Raw genomic sequence first — 18,654 nt, 5'->3', positions numbered from 1 at the left:
AAACACTCAAATGAAAAAATACATATTAGGATTGTTGGTACTCCTTGGAGTTACTATTTCCGCGCAAGAAAGTACACCCAAAGTAAAGACCGAATTATGGGTAATTCGAGGCGTCCATGAAGATGGTGTTGATAGCTTTAAAGGAATACCCTTTGCGGCTCCTCCAGTTGGTGAGTTTCGTTGGAGAGCCCCTCAACCATTATCCCCCTGGGAAGGTGAATTGGATGCTACGGAGTACGGTGCAAACTGCGCACAGTCCGGATGGGGCGGTGCCCCGGGAACCATTAGTGAAGGTTCATCCGAAGATTGCCTGTACCTGAATGTGTGGAAACCCGCTGATGTAAATTCGGGTGCGAACCTGCCGGTCATGGTTTGGATTCATGGTGGAGGCTTTGTTGGAGGAAGTGGTTCCGGAGCTGGAATCGCGGGTGATGAATTTGCGAAGAAGGGAGTGGTTTTAATCACCATTAATTACCGTTTGGGGCGTTTGGGCCATTTTGCATTTCCTGCTTTAAGTGCAGAACATCCTGAAGAACACAAGGGTAGCTATGCTTATATGGATCAGATTGCGGCACTTCAGTGGGTACAAAAGAACATTGCTGCCTTTGGCGGAAATCCAGATAATGTGACAATTTTTGGTTTTTCTGCCGGAGGGGTTTCCGTACATTCTTTGATGACCATTCCAGATGCAAAAGGACTTTTTCATAAAGCCATTAGCGAATCTGGTGGTGCCCGAGATGGTGTCCTTACCGGAAGGCCAATAAAGGAAGAAAATGCAAGTGCTTTTTACCCCTTATCGGCAGAAACCATTGGTATCAACTTTGCCAAAAAACACGGAATAGAAGGTACGGATGCCGATGCCTTGACCAACCTGCGCGCATTGCCAGTGGAAGAAATTGTGGATAGTGGTCAAGAAACGGATGGTGAAGGGGGTCCAAGAATCTATTCCGGGCCGATTTTGGACGGCAAATTGGTAACGGAAACTGCCGAAAGTGCCTACAATGCTGGTAGACAAATGCAAATACCGTTGATGATCGGTTCTAACAGCGCCGAAATCGGAGGTAGTTTTGTCAACAACAGTAAAACAAAAGAAGAACTATTTTCACTTTTTGGCGAGTTTAAGGAGGAAGCACAAGCTGCCTATGATCCTGATGGAAGCAAAGCATTCGAAGAGGTGATTACCAAGTTCAATACCGATTGGGTGTGGGGAGAACCAGGACGTTTTGCCGCAAGAGCTTTCGCGGAACAAGGTGAACCCACGTTTATTTACCATTTTGGGTTTGTACCCGAACCTATGAAGGAAAGAATGAAATATGGTGCCGGCCATGGTTCCGAAGTTGGCTATGTGTTTAATAATCTTGATGCACGTTGGGGCAATCCCGAGACCACTCCAGAGGACAAGAAGGTGGCGGAACTTATGAACGGATACTGGGTAAATTTCGCCAAGACCGGAAACCCGAATGGAGATGGACTACCAAACTGGCCAGTCTATGCTAAAAATGAAGGTGAAATTATGGATATACAGTTAGATGGTGAAGCCGTTGGAAAGCCAGATCCAAGAAAAGCGAGATTGGATGTCATTGAAAAGGGGGTTAAACTGAGAAACGAACTACAATCACGGGGAATATAAACCAGTTGTGCATTCGATGAATAAAATCAACAACATAGTTACAACAGCGGTATTGTTTTTAACCTTTATAGGTCAAGGTTTTTCACAAACAAATCCGGTAATTGAGGTATTTCCTAAGGGCACCGTTTTGCATGGCAATGTCAACTATGCCAACGACACGCTGCAAAAACATTTGTTGGATATCTATTTGCCCCAAAAAGTATCCGGTAAAATACCCTTGGTTATTTTTGTGCATGGCGGCGGTTGGTTGGTCAACGACAAATACGCCGATATCGGTTACATGAAAGAAACCGTGGCTGAAATTGTTTCCAAAGGTTTCGCTTTGGCCTCCATTGATTATCGTTTTGCGACCCAAGCTATTTTCCCGGTACAAATTCAAGATTGTAATCGTGCGGTTTCCTTTTTGGTCGATAATGCCGATAGGTACGGTTTCGATAAAGACCGAATTGCCGTAATGGGATTTTCCGCAGGGGGTCATCTGGCTTCATTAATGGGACTTTCCAAGAACAATGACGTTACCGATTTCTTTGTGTCGAAAACCACTAAAGGGTTTGATTTTAAGGCCGTGGTGGATTTCTACGGACCTGCCGAACTGATTTTATTCCCAGGGGCCAATGATGCTAAATCGCCTGAAGCTTTATTGATAGGTGCTCCTCCTCTTGATAGACCTGACTTGGCCAAGATGGCTAGTCCGGTAACCTATGTGGATGAAAAGGATCCTCCTTTTCTGATTGTTCATGGGGAAAAGGATGATTTGGTTTCGCCCAGGCAATCCCAACTTTTGAGTTCATGGTTGACGGTGAATGGTGTTGAAAACGAATTGATCGTGGTTAAGGATGCCCCACATTTTGGAGAGATGTTCGATGTGGAACATATACGGACAAAGGTTATTGCTTTTTTGCAAAGACATCTATAGAAATGAGTACTAATTAGTAAAGTAAATGTGTATGAAAGCGAAGGAAAACAATTTAGATAGAAGAAATTTTATATCTAAATCCGCCCTTCTGGGAGCGGGTATGGTGGCAGGCCCAATGGCCTTTGCCAATGGGAAAAATTCACCTGGTACAATTGAGGGTTTAAAAGCAGCTTCCAACCCTGAAAAGCGGATGTTGGGCGCATTGGAAGTATCGCCAATTGGGTTGGGTTGTATGAGCATGAAAAGTGGCAGCTACAATCCACCAAGAGATACCAAGGATATGATTCCCGTAATTCGTGGGGCTTATGATTTGGGCGTTACCTTTTTTGATACTGCCGAAGTGTACGGCCCATTTACTGATGAGGAATTGGTAGGTGAGGCACTGCAACCTATTAGAGACAACGTGGTCATTGCCAGTAAATTTGGGTTTGACTTTTCAAATGGAAAAAGGGCAGGTAGAAATAGCAAGCCAGAACATATTAAAAGCGCTGTAGAGGGCATGTTGAAACGCCTTCGTACCGATCGTATCGATTTGTTGTATCTGCATCGTTTGGATCCAAACGTTCCGATTGAGGACGTAGCCGGAACGGTTAAGGATTTGATCAAGGAAGGGAAGGCGCTCCATTTTGGACTTTCCGAAGTTTCACCAACGACCATACGAAAGGCCCATGCAGAGCAGCCCGTTGCTGCCCTTCAGAGCGAATACTCCATTATTCAGCGTGCCCTTGAAAATGAAGTAATAGATACCTGTGGAGAATTGGGCATAGGGTTCGTGCCATGGGGACCGGTATGTCGTGGATTTTTAGGCGATAAGTTTAACGAGCATAGCCGTTTTTCTAGTGACTCCCGCTTATCTCAAGTGCCCTATTTTACACCGGAAGCTATTGAAGCTCACATGGAGGTGCTCAGGCTGGTACGCGAATGGGGTCGAAAAAAGGATGCCACTCCGGCCCAAATAGCATTGGCGTGGGTCATGGCACAAAAACCTTTTATTGTTCCTATTCCAGGAACTACGAAACTGCATCATGTGAAACAGAACCAAGGTGCACTGAACGTTACTTTTTCCGATACGGAATTAAAGGAATTCAGGAATGCTTTGGAGAAGATACAACTGGTAGGTGTCCGTGGGCCGGAAACTGCCTTGGTAGATCAATAGAAGAATACGTCAAAAAAAACTGTAGTTATCGATATTGAAAATATGGATTCGTCCCTCTCAACAAATCAAAAAACCTATATTCAAATAGCCCAAAATTTTTTGATGCAACTGAGCGGACAATTCCCCATTACAGAGGACACACAACCCATAAAGTTGCGCAAAGCCTCAGATTTTGCGGATATTTTAAATATTCATGTAAATCACTTGAATAGGTCCGTCAAGTTGTATACTGGAAAAACGACTACCCAAAATATAAATGAACGTTTTATTCAGGAAGCAAGGGCATTGCTCAAAAGAAATGACTGGTCAATTACTACCATAGCTACAGTCTTAGGATTTAGGGAAGTAAATCATTTTAGCACCTTTTTTAAAAAACATGTAGGACATACGCCAACAGATTTCAGAAAATTGAAAATTAAAAAATGATAATATCTCGTTTACTATTTATTATTTTCTTGGTATCCGGATGGTGTAGTGCCCAAGGGTACGAGAATAAAGCGGACAACATATTGATTGTCTATTTATCAAGAACAAACAATACTAAGGTTGTGGCCGAAATGATCCATGAAAATGTGGGCGGTGATCTGGTGGCACTGGAATTAAAAAATCCTTATCCGCAAAACTACAAGTCGATTGTGGAACAAGTGGCAGAAGAAAATCGTACCGGGTTTCTTCCGCCCCTAAAAACACAGATAAATATGGACAAGTATGATACCGTTTTTTTAGGCTTCCCCACATGGGGAATGCAACTGCCTCCACCAATTAAAAGCTTTTTGACCCGGCACGACCTTAAGGATAAAACGGTCATTCCTTTTAACACCAATGCTGGGTACGGTATTGGCAGTACCTTTCGAACGGTGGAAAGCCTTTGCTCCGATTGCAACATTTTAGAAGGGTTTTCGGTAACCGGGGGTATTGAGAGAGATGGAATTTACTTGGCCATAAAAGGGAACCGTAAAGTAGAAGTGAAGGAATTACTTGTGGAATGGCTTGAAAAGCTTAAACCACTGACTATCAAAAACTAAAAACAATTAGGATTTTGACAAAGTAGGTTAAAACTGTTTGAATTTCGTAAGCAACACCCAATATATAATCTTTATTTTTAAGTAAATTTTTTAAAAATGGCAATATTCAACTTAAACATCAACGGATCGGAACACAGCGTAGATGTTGATTCAAATACACCAATGCTTTGGGTACTAAGGGACCACTTTAAATTGGTAGGAACTAAATATGGTTGCGGTATCGCTCAATGTGGTGCCTGTACGGTGCATTTAGGTGACAATGCGGTACGTTCTTGCCAATTACCTGTTTCGGCTGTTGGGGAGCAAAAAATCACGACCATTGAAGGATTGTCGGAGCATGGTGATCATCCTGTACAAAAAGCTTGGCTGGAAATCGATGTACCCCAATGCGGATATTGCCAGGCAGGGCAGATAATGTCGGCCTCGGCCTTGTTGAAAAGGAATCCCAATCCGTCGGACGAAGAAATTGAAAGCGCTATGAACGGGAATATCTGTAGGTGTGGTACATACACTCGTATCAAGAAAGCAATAAAAACAGCCGCTAGTTCGGAAAACGTTTAATCAAAAAAATTAGGAGATGACAAAGCTAAAGACGCATATGGGACGTAGGGCCTTTATCAAGAATACAAGTTTGGCAAGTGGCGGATTGGTACTTGGCTTTAGTATTTTAAACTCCTGCAAACCTGAGCAGGCAAAAGAGATGGTTGTCAGGGAAATGCCCAAAGAATGGTTCGAAATGAATTCGTATCTGAAAATAGGTGATAACGGGGTTGTAACCATTTATACGCCCAATCCGGAATTCGGTCAGAATATCAGGACATCTATGCCCATGTTGGTAGCAGAAGAGTTAGATGTAGATTGGAAAAATGTACTGGTTGAACAGGCGCCCTATCATGCAGACAAATATGGATTTCAATTTACGGGGGGCAGTAGGGGAATAAGTGCCCGATGGGAGCCGCTTAGAATGGCCGGAGCAACCGCAAGGCAGATGTTGATAGCGGCGGCGGCAGAAACCTGGCAGGTACCCAAGGAAGAGATTACCGCAGAAGCAGGAGTATTACAACATGCAGCCACCAAAAAATCGGCCGGTTACGGAGAAATGGCTTCAGTTGCAGCAACACTTACCGTACCCGAAGAAGTACAACTAAAAGAGGTAAAGGATTTTAAACTGATCAGCCGTTCGCAAAAAAATGTAGATGCAAAAAGCATTGTAACCGGTAGGCCTCTATTTGGCATGGATATTCAAGAGGAAGGAATGTTGATCGCCATGATCGAACATCCACCAGCTTTTGGTTTGACCTTAAAATCAGTGGATGGTGAAGCAGCCAAAGCCATGCCTGGAATCAAGGATGTGGTTACGATCAAGAGTTTTAAGGACGGATATGAAAAAGGCGGTTTCGACACCAACGCTTTTCCTGAATTGGTTGCGATAGTGGGCAACTCTACTTGGGAGGTGATGCAAGCTAAAAAGAAATTAAAAGTTGAATGGCAACCCATTACCGCCTATTCGGAAACAATCGCTGGGTTTGGTGGAAAACAAACGATTAACATACCCGCAGGACTGGAATCTACCACGACCCATAAATCACAAATGGAAGCACTTGCTGCAAAACCGGGAAAAGTTGTCCGAAAAGATGGAAATCCAGAAGTAGCCTTCGAAAATGCAACAACGATTTTGGAAAGAAGTTACTCGGCGCCTTTTCTTGCTCATAATAACATGGAGCCCTTGAATGCTTTTGCCCATGTAGCAGGCGATAAGGCGAAAATTGCAGCACCAATACAGATTCCGCCTTTGATCATCCCTACCATTGCTAGTAGTCTGGGAATACCGAAAGAGAATATTGAGATGGACCTTCCAAGGATGGGCGGTGGTTTTGGACGCAAGGCCTATGCCCACTTTGTAGTGGAAGCGGCCCTGATTTCACAAAAAGTCAATGCACCTATCAAGTTAGTATATAGCCGTGAAGACGATATGACCAATGGTATTTATCGCCCAACTTATCACGCAACCTATCGCGCGGCTTTTGATGAAAACAATAATTTAACGGCATTACATGTAAAGGCTGGAGGAGTGCCGGAGAGTCCATTGTTCGCCAATCGTTTTCCGGCAGGGGCCATTGATAATTATATGGCAGAAGAGTGGACCATTGATTCCAACATTTCCATAGGAGCCTTTAGAGCTCCACGATCTAATTTTATGGCCGGTGCCGAACAAGCGTTCTTGGATGAAGTTGCTGAAACTACGGGCAAGGACGCCATTCAATTTCGCTTGGACCTGCTAAAACGCGCCAAGGAAAATCCTGTAGGCGAACGGAATGATTATGATGCTGATAGGTACGCCGGAGTCTTGGAATTGGTTCGTGAAAAATCGGCTTGGAAAGAAAATGATGCAACGAAACATCGAGGAGTGTCGGCCTATTTTTGCCATAACTCCTATGCGGCGCATGTACTGGATTTAAAGATGGAGAACGGTAAACCTGTAGTTGAAAAAGTAGTTTGTGCCATTGATTGTGGAGTGGTGGTAAATCCTGATGCAGCAACAAACATGGCCGAGGGAGCCATTACCGATGGTGTAGGCAATGCCTTTTATGGGGAATTGACCTTTGAGGGTGGGGTGCCACAGAAAAACAATTTCCACCAATACCAAATGATCCGTATGAAAGAGGCACCGAAAGAAATCGACGTACATTTTGTGCAGAATGAAATCGACCCAACGGGTATGGGAGAACCTCCGTTTCCCCCTGTTTTTGGAGCGGTGGCCAATGCACTTTACAAAGCCACGGGGCAAAGGCATTATCAGCAACCTTTTAACAAGAGTCGGGAAATTGTTGGATAGATTTTATAAAAAAATATGCTCTTTTATTATTTTGAATTACTCAAATTATATCTTTACGCCATCAGAAAGTAAGTCAATTTACTTTAAGTTCATTTAAAACACCGTCAACAAATCGGTCAACAGTTTGTTTTTGTAAACGATTGGCAACAAAAAATGAAAAGGCGATGGCCTTCATCTTGTCATTTGCAATGAGGGTTCATTAGGATTATCTAAATCGTCACATCTCAGAAATTCAAATTATGATTACCTATCATTTCTAGTTTAACTCCGTCGTTTCTTCTCAATGTTTATGTTAAGAGCAGCATAGCCACTATTTAGGGGAACTTCTTTAAGTGGTATTGCTCCAGGTTCTTCCATTTTGTCAATGATGATTTCAAGATTTTCATTAGCGAATAAAGTTTTTATTTCATCAATATTATCGCACCAAATTTCTTCTTCGTTTTTGTCAAGACTTGGCGATCTTTCATTAGTACGGTTTTCGTCGGCTACTACACGCGCTTGAATACGACTTAAGTTGGTGGGACTCATTATTTCAATGCCGTAAAGCGAATGGGTAGCTTTCTTCACGACTAGGCGTCCATTTTCTACCCAAGCAGTTTGCATTGAATCGTTTATGGTGTACCCAGCTTTCTCTAGTGCAGATTTGATAGCTTTTCCTCTGGCTTCGACAATACGGTTCTCCGAAGTTGTCTCGTAAAATTTAAGTGCTTTTGCAGCTGTTTCTATTAAATCTTCAAGTGTCGAATTTTGAAGTTTCTCTTTCCACTGAGCTACAAATTTAAAGTCTTCACCTAGTGTTTCTATAAGGAGTAAGTTATTACTTAAATCTTCACGAGTCTCTCGTAGCTCTAGTTCATTTTTAGTAAAGTCTGCAGCATCAATAATAAGAGAATCTAGTTGAAGATCATAGTTTGTTTGTCTTGAATCTAGCTGACCACAACGATTTATCAATGTCTGTATTTTTTCTTGTGACATTTCGTGGACGTGCATTTCTTTTAACGTATTCTCTAGTTTTTTTAAACGTGATCTAGTTCCTTCTAACTTTACTTTCCAAGCGGTGACAGTTAACATACTATCTCCTTGAGATAACCGCTCTTGCATCGCTAGTTGTTCTTCAGATAATTCGTCAGTTTTAGAAATTGATTTTTGCAGTAGTTCGTATAAATTATCTATTTGAGCCTGATATGTTTCTAAGTTTTTATTTGTGATACTTTGCGGAGCATTAAAGGCGTCAAAAGCAATATTTTTTTCAAATGATAAGGCTTTCAATTCATTGTGGGTACTCTTAAGATTCCTAAACCTTTCCCAATCTGATGTTCGTTTGTCGGCAACTTTTTTCTTTAACTTCTTAAGTTCTACGTTTAAGAATTCAATTTGTTGTGGAACCTCGCGTTCTATTTTTAAGTAATCATTAATAGATAAATTGGCATAATGCTCATGGGTATCAGAAAGCCCTTTCTCTAAATCGTTATCTAGAAGGTTATTTTTTTTGGCATAGTCCTCTGTTCGCTTTAAGGCATGTTTGAGTTGTGAGAGCCATCTATCTTTAATTATTTGACGTTCTTGTGGTGTAACAATACGCACTACTTTAGGTCCGCTCATTAGTCTTGAATAAGTGCCATCTCAATGGCGTTTTTTAATTTTAATTGCTCCTCATGGGTGTTCTGAAGCCACTGGTAAGATGTGGTTCTGTGTATATGTGGAATAGAACGCTTTAATACTTTAGGGCGCCATAGTTCTCTATAACGAGCTTGTTTTAAAAGATTATTATAAGGTGCATCACATTCTATACCTAGTATAAATTGACCTTGCTGCTTATCTTTAATTGCTAGATCCATATAGAAAACGGAGTTGTCACTGTCTTCTACAGTCTCATATCCCAAACTTTCAACATAGGCTTTAACAATATTTTTAAATCCATCATTTCTAATCTTAGCTATTTGTTGGTGATCACTAGTGGATAAAAGGCGTAAAGTATTAGTTGCCATTGCTATCTGATTGTTTGAGTGTATTTCAGCATAATTGAGATAGGTCTGTATATAATCCCTAGGTTTAGAAGCAAGCCTTCCAGTAGATAAGATATCGGAAATCGCTTGCGTAGGCATAGAGGTCGCAATAACTACTTTGTTTCTTGCTCTCGTAATAGCAACATTCAGACGACGTTCTCCACCGCGATGTCCTAATGCTCCAAAATTACGGCGGAAGGATCCTAATGGGTTAATACCAAAAGTGGTACTGAATAAAATCATATCTCGTTCATCACCTTGAACATTTTCTACATTTTTAACAAAGAAACCCATATCTTCTCCATCTTGCTCTTTATTACGCGCAATGGTTAGGGCACGACCAAAAGTATCATCTTGTGCGGCATGTTGTTCAATGGTGTCTTCTATTAGTTCTGCTTGCTTTTTATTGAAGGTTACAATACCCGTACTTAGTCTCTCGTGCTCAGGAAGTGCCCAATGTTCAGCGAGGTAAGCTATTAAAGTATCCGCTTCGGCGGTATTGGTTTGTTCGTCATATATTCCATTTACGCGAAGTACTTCTATAGGTTTTACAACTGAAATTTCTTCTTTAGGGTGATACGCAGGTATATGTAACATACCGTCATAAAATGCATAATTTGAGTAGTTGATTAACGCCTTGTATTTTGATCTATAATGAATCTGTAGTGTAGTGGTAGGTAAGACTGTTTTTGCCAATGAAAGAAGGTCTGGACTATCCTTAACTTCTTTCTTGTTCCACGCGTCTTCATAGTTTACCAGCTCTTCTTCAGAATGATCTTCATCAAGCTCTGTTTGATCTGTGTCATCATCATCTTCTTCCAGCTTTTTTGTAAAAAATCCTGTAGGCGGCATTTGTTTTTCATCTCCACTTATGATTACCCGTTTTCCTCTATATAATGAAGGTATTGCGTGATCCACTAACATTTGTGACGCCTCATCAAAAATAATAACGTCAAACATTCCAGATTGTAGGGGCAATGCTTGAGAAACTACCTCAGGGTTCATAAGCCAAACAGGTCTCAATTCAAGTAAACCCAAGGGTTCTCCTTCAGAAATAAATTCACGAAGTTTTTTGTAATTCTTACCTCTTAATCTTGTGATGCTGTTCCATGCTGTTTGCGATTCTATATTTTCGAAATTATAGTTCAGCGCTAAAATATTTCGATTGAGGGTTTTCATCGAATTTAGATTTTCTTCTAAATCACTTATTTGTTGAAGTACTTCCCTTTCTGCCATTAGCATTGAGGGATACGATTTCTCAATACGTTGTTTCCAAGCCAGTAACCCTTCGCGATGTAGCGAAATACTTATTAAATCTGACCAATTTTCAATCGGAAAATTAGAAATTTCATGCTCATATTTTCTAAGGATAGCGAAGATTTCAATGAGTTCATCTTGTGCAGTACTATTTTGAAAGCGTATTCTAAATTTTTGATATGCGACAAAATTTACCATATCAGATATGATGGATGCGACTGTATCTAGATCGGTGTTGTTTTGTTCTACAGCATTAGTAAATGTAGTGACCGAATGTGGGGTTAGCCATTTTTCAAGTACGTTTAATTTGCTTAGAGACTGTTGTCTGTTTTGAAAACGCCTACTTGCACTCTCTAACGCTATTGAGAAATCTTTATATGCATTCTCATCACCGGTTTCTAGTATTGTTCTTGCTTCATCTTTTGCAGGACAGCTTCGTAATACACTTACTAGTGAGATTGCTTGGGCTAACTCTCGTATAGTCGACTTAATATCGACCGCTAGTCGCCTTGGCTCTTTGACCATCACATACCGAGTCTTCAATTTTAAAAGATGTTGAGCATACTCTTTTCGATAGGCTCTAAAATTATTCTCAAGGAGTACGGCTGAGTGTAGTTCACTCACGACCTTTTCATTTAATTGTAAATGATGCTCAGTAACTACTTTTTTAAGTTGAGATTTATTAATCCAGTAGAAGGGATTAATTTTTTTAAAACTAGATGTGCCCAAGTATGTAGCGCAAGCCTTATTCAATTTTAATACTTTCTCATCATCTAATGTATCAAAATAAACTGCAAATCTATTGTCTTGATAGTTAGAGATAAGTTGTTCTACTTGCTCTAATAGTTTAACTAGGTTGTCATGAATATCATCCCCAATAGATTGATTATCAAATTTATCGTAAAGTAAATTTAACCAGAGTTGATTTTTGGTTGCCTGCGATTTTGACACATTGAGCAGTGTCTCTTTATGGATAGCTAAATATTGATTATAATGGGCGGCGTTAGGCGTATCCAGTTTGCCTGAAGTCTCTTTAATAAATTGTACACGTTCTTTTTCTGTTTCGTAAAATTCGTTTAAATCTTTATTTAACGCTGTTTCGGTAGTATGGTCAAAAGAAGTGATTTGTAAGTTTTTAAGATGATTGCCTTCATACTTAGAAGGTACCCAATCTGTTATTAAATTACTTATTTCTTCGCTAAGAATATTAAGCTTGTTTTTAGTACTATTTTCAAAAAGCAATCTTAGTTCAGGAACTTCAACATACTCCTTTGATGTAATATCAATTAATTCCGAAAGTATATTTCGGTAGCTTAATCCAGAGGTATCGTCTACAAGGTGAATTTGATGCGATAGCACATCAAGATTAGTTTCTATGCGATCTATTTTTTTTCCGAGATCCTCACGTTTCTGCACCAGATTGTCTAACGTGCGTTGGTTATTTGGTTGAGAATAATAATGCGCTACCTGTTCTCGTATACCTTGTATAATGGGTTGTCTATCTCTAGATAAATCTGTAATTAGCAACGCTCTCTTTTCTAAGCCTACAGCTTGTAATCTTTTTAATATAACCTGTATTGCCGCTCTCTTTTGAGAAATTACCAAAACCTTTTCGTTTCGCCCAATGCAATCAGAAATGATATTGACAATTGTTTGGCTTTTTCCAGTTCCAGGAGGACCTTCTATTACAATGCCAGGGCTTGATCTACTTTTTAGCACCGCATTATCTTGAGAAGGATCAATAGCCATTGTGGTATAACGACCATTTTCAGGACTGATTTCTATCGTTGAATTTATTTCAGGTTCAGAAATTTTTAAAATGGGCTCCATTGACGAGCCTGAATGTGGCAATTTTTGTAAAAGACGTAAGTCTTCACTAATTGCTTGCCCCGTGAAATTCGCATTGAAAAATACGGCCGAAGCGTGAAGCTCTGTCCCAATTTCATCTCTTTTAAAATTAACGCTAGGGTGGGCGGTAAGTTCATTTGTATGGGCAGGAAAACAGGCACTAAAAGCATCAATAACTTCAGAAACGTGAAGTGATTGCCTTCCTAAAATCTCGCGAGTTATTTTTTCTAATTTCTTGTAATTATCCGGGTCTAATGTATTTACAAGTGCCGGATTAAGCCTTATTTCACCATGTGCATAATCAAAACTAAATTTAAGAGTTGTAGCCCCTCGTGAACTAAAATCAAGATTAACTGGCCATAGCAGAATAGGCATAATACGGGGCCTATGCGTCATCTTGTGCTGAGCGATCAAAAAAGGGAATCCCATAAATAGGGAATCTAAACCTGTATCTCGCTTAAAATTATCAGCTTTAAGAAGCATACGCCGTATTCGCTGTGCCAATAAGGCTTTTGTATTGAAGGCTAATGGATCAACATTTTCGGTACCAGTAGATCTTTTAAGAATGCTGTGTACAAGTTTTTCAGATGATTTTAAGCTTGTGCCTAGTTCGCTTAAATCAATACGAGACGAGTGTTTAGATATAATCAATCTTACAAGTGGACCTCTAGAAGAAGCGTAAACGACCTTTTTCTCAAAGTGTCGTAATAAGCTAGAACCATACTCGTGTTTAGGTGGTGCTACCCATTTATTTTTTGGAATAGAAAGGCAGAGAACAGATGGTATTATGGGCAATCTTTTTTCAATTCTAAAACGATCTGCCCAGCGATCAAGCGCTGCATTATTACATCTAGAAAAACCTTCTAAATGGTTATTAAGCATTTCAAATATTTCTAATCTATACTTTACCAAGCTATCTTTATAAAAAGGGAGATTGGGTTCTAGACCATTTTTTTTTGCAAGTTTTTCCGTTTTGCTTAAAAGCTCTTCAAGTGTAATAAACTGGTTGCGCCTGGCACTTAAAACCAGTATCATATCTTCTTCTGTTAAACGAAGATTACTCATAACATCAGATAGACCAGGGTTATGTGCATCTGGATAGAGACGGCGCAAGAAATCTAATTCAGATTTAAGTTTTACTCTTGAAGAACTTAGGCTGTAAATTAAAAATTTGTCGTTATCTAATTGAATATCAAGGTTCTTTGCTTTTCTGGCAATGTTTGCTTTTCTTTCTTTGAGCTGTATGAGCCACTTTTCTCGCTGTAAACTTGCCAAATAATCTGGCACATGGCCTTCTACAAGTTTTATTGCTTCCTTTGTGTTTCCCATAAGCCATGCAGGGATTATAATTTGTCCGCGCCAAGTTAATGGTAATGCCTCGTTTAAAACCATTAAAGCTAGGGGATAGCACCATTCTAGCGGAATATCCTCTTTGTTACGAAGATTGCGAACAGCAGCGGCTTTTTTGTCATTACCAAATACTTCAGTTACCCAGCTGGCAAGAGATCCAGAATTAAATAGGGAGACTCCTTCTTCCCAATGTTCTTCTTCGGCTGCGGCCAGGGCAAAGAATGCTACATTAGTGTAATCTGCTGAGCCTAGCGTAATTTTCTTTTCTTTTTTTGTTGAAGTGCTAATTTGTTCAACAGGAACCTCAACTTCTTCTTTTTTAAGCCATTTATCAACCTGCTCCCAATTCCAGCGTTTTAAAGGATCTCGGGTTAAAAGCCCCTTAAGTAAAAGTAATATGCGTGCATCAATAGAAGATGGAATGTCAACACCTCTAGTGATCAAATGAATCATAAAAGCTTTGTCGTTTATTTTTTCAAAGAAAGTTCCTTTTGTAATGTGATCTAGAACAATCATACCTAAACTCCACCAATCTGAAGCGGGACTAATTCCACCAATAATCGCTTCCGGAGCAGTATATCTTGTGAGCTCTATAGGAGTGTCGGTATCAAGATCATAATCGGACAGACGTGCCGAGCTATAGTCAATAATAACAACATCAAAACTTGCAGAATCTCTTAAAAGTAGATTTTTAGGACATATATCGCGGTGGCGGATACCTGCTTCAGAAAGTTTATGTATAGCTCTACCTACCTCATTTACCAACTTTTCAATCTTGTCTATAGGTAAGTATCCCAGTGTATCTAATGATCCATCAGAGATTAGTTCCGAGACTTCAAAAAAACGACCGTTATAATCGCCTGTTTTTATGAGCGTTGCAATATGATCGGTATCCATTTTCTCCAATACCTTGTAAATACTCTTGTCTGGCTCACTATTCTCGAAATATAAGGTTAGAAAATATTCTTTGTCGGCTGCATCTTTAACTAGAAAACATTCTTTTGTAGTGCGTTCTGCCTTAACAGATTTTATAATCTGATATTCGTCTATTTGCTGCGCTTTAGCAATTTTTTCTGGTGTTGGTAGTACTTCAATGTCAGCACCACATTCCATACACATAAAATCACCTGCCTGCACCTCATGTCCATTTGTACAGTGGCGTGCATTTTTGACTATCGGTGACTCTTCTATTTCTATTTTACCGCCCTTTGGTGTTTGGGTAACGTTCATAAGCAACCAGCTGCAGCCTGTATCATCAACGGTATTTTGACAGTACATTTCTTGAACCGGACGTTCGCTATGACAAGCTGGACAAAGTCTTACAAATTCCATAAATTATTTAGTTTTAGTCACTGCTTGACTGTGCGACAGGTCTACATTATTATCTTTCCCCGCTTGCGTAATTTCTTTCATTCCATTGATTGGTATTCCAGCCAACCATACGGTTTCTTCGGTAATATGAATGTCTAATTCTTTTTCTAAAGGTTGTTCTAGATAGGTGGCAAATTCTCTTTTGCCTAGCGGGGTTAAAAAATGGACTTGTTGATTATCACTACCTAGAAGTCGTTTTGTCTGAGTTTCTGTATGATTATAGGGTTCTGAAATCAAAACATCTATGAATCCGTTTTGCACAAGTTCTTTTTCCTTTAAGGTTTCAAAAGAAAATCCGCTATACACTAAGATGTTCGTTTTATAGGAATTTAAAAACTCAAGAAGTTCAAATAGGGCATTTTCTTGATCAAAAGGTTCTCCGCCAGAGATGGTAATTCCATCACATTGTGGTAGCCATACTTCTAAAACTTGTTTGAGGTCGTTAAGGGGTACCTTGTTAATATTAAATTGCCAAGTATCCATTGAAATACAGCCTTTACAATGAATAGTGCATCCTTGTAACCAAATACCTATGCGTTTTCCAGGTCCTAAAGTTGTTACGGGAAAATGTACACGGGATATATGAATATCCATAACGACTATTGTTTTTGTAACGTGATTGTTGTACCAGTATTATCTACGGTAATAGTTGTTGCTTTTAAAACATCTTTAGGTAATGGGTCTAGACTGAAAAGGGATCTAGAAATAGGCGTAATAAAGTGATACTCAATTTTATTACGAATACCTCGCCCACCATTACTAAGGTCTTTTAAGGCTAATGCTTTAAGGCTATTTTTTACGGTATGGTTTAGGTCTAAAGTAATATCGAGTTGCTTTTGAATAGCCTTTAAATGATTCTCTAACATCATATTAAAAATGAGTTCTCCCACGTCTAGTCTTATGTAGTCAAAAACAATGATATTATCACCAATTCGATTTAGTAGTTCTGGACGGTTTAGCTCAAACTTAAAGTAATTCTCTATTTCGTATTTTATTTTTTCTTGAATGACTTCAAAAGGATCTTCATAAGAAGTATGGGCTACACGGCCACCAGTTGCAGTTTTCTTGTAAATACCTAAGTTAGAGGTGAAAATGATAAGGGTTTCAGAAAAATATACTTTATCACCGCGTCCGCTGGTTAAAACCCCATCATCAAGGATCTGAAGAAACTTATCTAATATACGCGGATGCGCTTTTTCAATTTCATCAAAGAGAAGTACACTAAAAGGTTTTTCACGTACCGCATTGGTAAGCTCGCCACCAACATTATAACCAATATATCCTGGAGGTGCTCCTAAAAGTCGCTGATCAGAGTGTTCAGCGGTAAACTCAGACATATCAAAACGTATGTATGCATTCTCATCACCAAAAAGCAAGCTAGTAAGTGTTTTTGCTAGTTCTGTTTTACCAACACCTGTTGGTCCTGCTAAAAATACTACACCTCTAGGGCGACTATTACGTTTAGAAGAGCCTACACCTGTAATAGCTCTTTTAACAATATCCATAATATGTTGTACAGAATGATCTTGCCCTTTTACACGAGTTTTAATAAAGGTTTCTCCCTGTACAATTTTCTCTCGGTCAATATTTATCCAAGGATCTTCCGTAACTCCAACTTTGTATCTACGTACGGCATCGGCAATATGGGTAATAGGTATAGACTCTGCTCTTGTAAGCTCTATAATTGCAACAAGATCTAAAAGTAATAGACCTTCTGTTTCATTTACAAAATCGGTAACAATTTTATCTACTTCTACTTCTTCTTTTTTACTAAAGCTTTGAATAAGTGTATCTACAAGTCTTCTACGAACAATATGGTCAGGTTTTTCTATAGGGATGTGACGTATTTTTGGATTGTTTACCACCATCCAATCAGGGAGATCTCCTTCTTTGTCTACAATCCAAATTACTGTATTATAAAATGGCGAAGGTGGAGTGCCGTGAGGTCTTGTGTTTGTCGTTTGCGATAATACATTTGCAAGGCTAAAAGTATCATGTTCTGCTTTGACCAAATTTTCTGGATTCATAAGCAGTTGCGATGCAAAGTCTACAATTAATGCAATAGGGTTGTCCTTATGGTTGACTATAGATTGGAGAACGCTGTTAAAAGTCTCTAGATTATTGTAGCTAGACGGACTACCCAGAGGAATATTGAGTTGATCAAATAATACTTTCTTTTCTTCCGCATTTCCGGTAAAAAAAGGAATTTCAAATCCCTCTAATGGATTATAATAAATGACCTCTGTATAACCTAAACTTTTAAGCTCTATATCAATCGCATTCTCTAGCCTGTGCCAGCTAAAACCGTTAAAGTCATTTTTAATCAGTTGTAAATCTTTGGTATTGCCTGAAAGTATAAATTGGCTTTTAAGTGTAACAAAACGTCTTAAGTCTTGGAGCCATCTTACTTTGGTGTCTTTCATATATTATAGACTTGAATTTATAAAGATTAGTAATCACTTATTAATTGAACGATATGAGTCGTTTTATATTTCAATTAAAAAGACAATTACAACTACATGAGGTGTACTCAAATATAATTGATTCTATTTTAAAATAGTTTGTGTAACGTAGTATTTAGGTTATGTTTTAGGGAGAGTGTAAAACAGGATACCAATAGCCAATAAGAAGTATTCTACCTAATTAGGATATGAATATGAGCTTAATAAAGTATAAACTGGGGTTGAAGAAAAATACATTTTAATATGTGGTATTATTATGGAGTTTTGCTTTATTTATATAAGCGGTAAACACAAAAAGTGAGTAGGCGAATTTTGTTGCGTAATTAATTGTTTATAAGGTAATTAAGTTGAATTTTATAAGGATGATAAGTGATGTGAAAATCAATAATGATATATAACACATAGGTATTCCTAAATCAGTTTTAGGGCATTCTGCACTAGCTATAAACTGCCGTACCGATGCCAATAAAACAATAAGTAGTGCACTACCAAATGAGAAGAAAATGAGATTCAATTTTTAAGCAAATACGAAATAAAGGGAAGTATAAAACATATTAGGATAATTAAACAGGCGGGCACAGCCCCAAATTTTGGGCACCCATTAGGTATGTCAGGTACAAGAATTTTACAAGTGGCTATTAATAAATTGATTCGGTCTGGTGGACGGTATGCATTAGCTACCATGTGTGTTGTTATGGGTTATGCGACTATTCTTGAAAACTGTTTTAATAATAGAATTATATTTAATGATCTTATAATTATAATTTAAAATCAATATTAGTTAAACTACATAAATG

Annotated in this window: 13 protein-coding genes; 8 read left to right on the top strand and 5 right to left on the bottom strand. The window is 39.0% G+C overall.

Annotation, left to right across the window (positions count from 1 at the left end):
* Positions 1–10 precede the first annotated feature (10 nt).
* The 7 genes from DFQ03_RS11060 to DFQ03_RS11030 all read left to right on the top strand — a co-directional run bounded on the left by DFQ03_RS11060 (position 11) and on the right by DFQ03_RS11030 (position 7,563).
* Positions 11–1,630, top strand: a complete 1,620-nt coding sequence (locus DFQ03_RS11060; protein WP_133673250.1) for a carboxylesterase/lipase family protein — start codon at positions 11–13, stop codon at positions 1,628–1,630.
* 16 nt (positions 1,631–1,646) lie between these two features.
* Positions 1,647–2,546: an alpha/beta hydrolase gene (locus tag DFQ03_RS11055; protein WP_133673249.1), complete on the top strand. Its 900-nt coding sequence runs from the start codon at positions 1,647–1,649 to the stop codon at positions 2,544–2,546.
* Positions 2,547–2,577: 31 nt separating this feature from the next.
* A complete protein-coding gene (locus DFQ03_RS11050) occupies positions 2,578–3,702 on the top strand; it encodes an aldo/keto reductase (protein WP_133673248.1) in 1,125 nt (374 codons plus the stop codon).
* Positions 3,703–3,744: 42 nt separating this feature from the next.
* Positions 3,745–4,128 carry a helix-turn-helix domain-containing protein gene (locus tag DFQ03_RS11045; protein WP_094996548.1) on the top strand — a complete coding sequence of 128 codons (384 nt, stop codon included), beginning with the start codon at positions 3,745–3,747 and terminating at the stop codon, positions 4,126–4,128.
* Positions 4,125–4,727 (top strand): flavodoxin, encoded by a 603-nt coding sequence (locus tag DFQ03_RS11040; RefSeq protein ID WP_133673247.1) that lies wholly within the window; start codon positions 4,125–4,127, stop codon positions 4,725–4,727. The genes DFQ03_RS11045 and DFQ03_RS11040 overlap by 4 nt, the downstream gene beginning before the upstream one ends.
* Before the next feature lie 96 nt (positions 4,728–4,823).
* Positions 4,824–5,288, top strand: coding sequence for a (2Fe-2S)-binding protein (locus DFQ03_RS11035; protein WP_133673246.1), 465 nt, complete (start codon positions 4,824–4,826; stop codon positions 5,286–5,288).
* A gap of 16 nt (positions 5,289–5,304) precedes the next feature.
* Positions 5,305–7,563, top strand: a complete 2,259-nt coding sequence (locus tag DFQ03_RS11030; RefSeq protein ID WP_133673245.1) for a xanthine dehydrogenase family protein molybdopterin-binding subunit — start codon at positions 5,305–5,307, stop codon at positions 7,561–7,563.
* A gap of 261 nt (positions 7,564–7,824) precedes the next feature.
* Here the strand turns inward: DFQ03_RS11030 and DFQ03_RS11025 are convergent, their stop codons facing one another.
* The 5 genes from DFQ03_RS11025 to DFQ03_RS11005 form a co-directional block, all read right to left on the bottom strand.
* The gene (locus DFQ03_RS11025) at positions 7,825–9,165 is read right to left on the bottom strand and encodes a hypothetical protein (RefSeq protein ID WP_133673244.1); all 1,341 of its coding nucleotides are present in this window, start codon (positions 9,163–9,165) and stop codon (positions 7,825–7,827) included.
* On the bottom strand, positions 9,165–15,356 hold the full coding sequence (locus DFQ03_RS11020) for a protein kinase domain-containing protein (protein ID WP_133673243.1): 6,192 nt from the start codon (positions 15,354–15,356) through the stop codon (positions 9,165–9,167). Before DFQ03_RS11020 ends, DFQ03_RS11025 begins: the two co-directional genes overlap by 1 nt.
* 3 nt (positions 15,357–15,359) lie before the next feature.
* Entirely contained in the window at positions 15,360–15,989 is a 630-nt protein-coding gene (locus tag DFQ03_RS11015) for a 4Fe-4S single cluster domain-containing protein (RefSeq protein WP_133673242.1), read from the bottom strand.
* A 5-nt stretch (positions 15,990–15,994) separates the two neighbouring features.
* Positions 15,995–17,818 carry an AAA family ATPase gene (locus tag DFQ03_RS11010; protein WP_133673241.1) on the bottom strand — a complete coding sequence of 608 codons (1,824 nt, stop codon included), beginning with the start codon at positions 17,816–17,818 and terminating at the stop codon, positions 15,995–15,997.
* A gap of 370 nt (positions 17,819–18,188) precedes the next feature.
* On the bottom strand, positions 18,189–18,371 hold the full coding sequence (locus DFQ03_RS11005) for a hypothetical protein (protein WP_133673240.1): 183 nt from the start codon (positions 18,369–18,371) through the stop codon (positions 18,189–18,191).
* Between DFQ03_RS11005 and DFQ03_RS11000 the strand changes: the two genes are divergently transcribed.
* Positions 18,366–18,626, top strand: coding sequence for a hypothetical protein (locus DFQ03_RS11000; protein WP_262711564.1), 261 nt, complete (start codon positions 18,366–18,368; stop codon positions 18,624–18,626). The two genes, DFQ03_RS11005 and DFQ03_RS11000, sit on opposite strands and share 6 nt — an antisense overlap.
* Positions 18,627–18,654 lie beyond the last annotated feature (28 nt).

Source organism: Maribacter caenipelagi (genome assembly GCF_004364175.1).
Classification (GTDB): Bacteria; Bacteroidota; Bacteroidia; order Flavobacteriales; family Flavobacteriaceae; genus Maribacter; species Maribacter caenipelagi.
Note: the sequence above shows the minus strand (reverse complement) of the source record. Positions and strands in the feature narration are given on the sequence as shown.